This window comes from Actinosynnema sp. (assembly GCF_052038725.1).
Window position 1 is genome coordinate 1 of record NZ_JBQGCX010000022.1, and the last position, 2044, is coordinate 2044.

Genomic DNA, 2044 nt, shown 5'->3' on the forward strand with positions numbered 1-2044 from the left:
AGCGGCACCGGTCGAGTAGCTCGACCTGCATGCGGGACCAGAAGCTCTCGATGACGGCGTTGTCGTAGCAGTCGCCGATCGAACCCATGGAGGGGATCAGGCCCGAGTCGCGAGCTCGCCGGGTGAACGCCCAGGAACCGAACTGGGCGGGTTCAACCGGTCGGTGCAACACCGGATTGTGCGAGCGAGAGTAGCTGTTCGGTGAAGACCTCGGCGGGGGTCTTCCAGCCGAGGACCTTGCGGGGTCGGTTGTTGACCGTCAGTGCGACGGCCTCGAGGTCCTCGGCGCTCCACCGCGACAGGTCGGTGCCCTTGGGGAAGTACTGGCGAAGCAGCCCGTTGGTGTTCTCGTTCGTGGGCCGCTGCCAGGGCGAGTGCGGGTCGGCGAAGAAGACCTTCGTGCCGGTCTCGAGGGTGAGCTGCGTGACCGGCGAGCTCTCCTCCGCGGTCCCAGGTCAGCGTCTGGCGCAGCTGCAGGGGCAGGGACGCGAACGACGCCGCGAGAGCCGCGTTCATCGCGACGACGCCGTAGCCACCGAGCGAGGGTCCGTTCTTGACCACCGGTTGCTCGCCCCAGCCCTCCTGGCGCGGCAGGTGCACCAGGATCGTGGCGCGGCTGGAGCGCTCCACGAGCGTGCCGATCGCCGAACGGCCGGTCCCGATGATCAGATCCCCTTCCCAGTGGCCGGGCGCCGCCCGGTCGGCAGCCTCGGCAGGTCGCTGCGACAAGACCACGTCGGCGCCGACGTGCCCTTGCGGCTTGTTGCGGGTGCGGGCCCGCGGCTCGCGCAGCGCCCGCCCGGTGCGCAAGCACGCGACGAGCTCACGCTTGAGCGCGCCACGCCCCTCGATGAACAACGCCTGGTAGATCGCCTCGTGGCTGATCCGCATGGACTCATCATCGGGGAAGTCCAGGCGCAGCCGGTGGCTGATCTGCTGCGGGCTCCACGCCGTCGCCCACCGCCGGTCGGCGCGGTGGGGCTTCATCTTGCGGCCCTTCCACCCGGCCGCGTCCGGGCCGGCCACGGCCGTGCCGTCGGCGCGCCGAACGGACCCGTCCAGACGCTCCTGGACGTAGACGCGCAGCCGCGCGTCGGCGGCGAGCTTGGTGACCTTCGGGCGCCTGGCGGCCTGCTGGGCCTTCCACTGCGCGACCGTCGCCCGGTACTCATGCGTGCCGCCACGCGTGGCCGCGTTGCGGCGCAGCTCACGCGAGATCGTCCCCGGATCGCGCCCCAGCGCGCGGGCGATCGCGCGCACCCCGACACCCTTGGCACGCAACAGCGCGATCTCCTCGCGCTCCTGGAACCTCAAGTAGCGGGCCGTCGGCTCGACCAGGCTGATCGGCGGCATGCCGCCAGCGTGACGAAACCACCGGCTCCCCACCGGCACCGACACCCCGACCGTCACCGCCGCCTGCGCCGAGGTCACACCCGTGGCGATCAGCCGCCAGAACTGCCGCTGCACCACCCGCGACGGCTCTGGACGGCCCGGCGAACGCATCGCCGGCCGAAGCGCACGGTCAGCCCGCCACTGCCGACGCAGGCACTCGGGAACATCGCTGGCCTTCTCTCGCCAGTCCGCCTTCGCCACGCCGCACCTCCGGGATCAAGGTGTTGCGACGACCAGTTGAATCCGCCCTGAACGCCATGGTCGGAGTGGATCACCGTTCCAGGCGGCGGCCGGCGAGTGTCGATCGCCATGCCCAGGGCACTGGTGACCAGCGCCGCGGTCGGCGTCGAGTCAATCGACCAGCCCACGACCCGTCGTGAACAGGCGTCGAGCACGACGGCGCAGTAGACCTTGCCCTCACGCGTCGGGTGCTCCGTGATGTCAGTGACCCACAGCTGGTCCAGACCTTCACGCCGGAACTGCCGGTCGACCAGGTCGCGGGAGATCAGCTCGGGGCGCGGGCGCCGCCACCTGCGCCGGCCCGCGACGCCCTTCAGGCCGTCGCGGGCCATCAGCATCTCGACAGTCCCGTGCCAGACCTGGATCCCTCGTCCCAGGGTCAGCTCGGCGTGGACCCGGCGGGCACCGTAGA

Annotated in this window: 1 protein-coding gene and 1 pseudogene; both read right to left on the minus strand. The window is 71.1% G+C overall.

Translation table 11 applies throughout. From position 1 onward, the window contains the following. Positions 1-152 precede the first annotated feature (152 nt). Positions 153-1503 (minus strand): annotated as a pseudogene (locus ACTUAL_RS00390) (IS30 family transposase). Further along, on the minus strand, positions 1443-2044 hold a 602-nt coding region (locus ACTUAL_RS00395), incomplete at its 5' end, for a DDE-type integrase/transposase/recombinase (protein ID WP_440898863.1). The gene ACTUAL_RS00395 and the pseudogene ACTUAL_RS00390, both read right to left, overlap by 61 nt.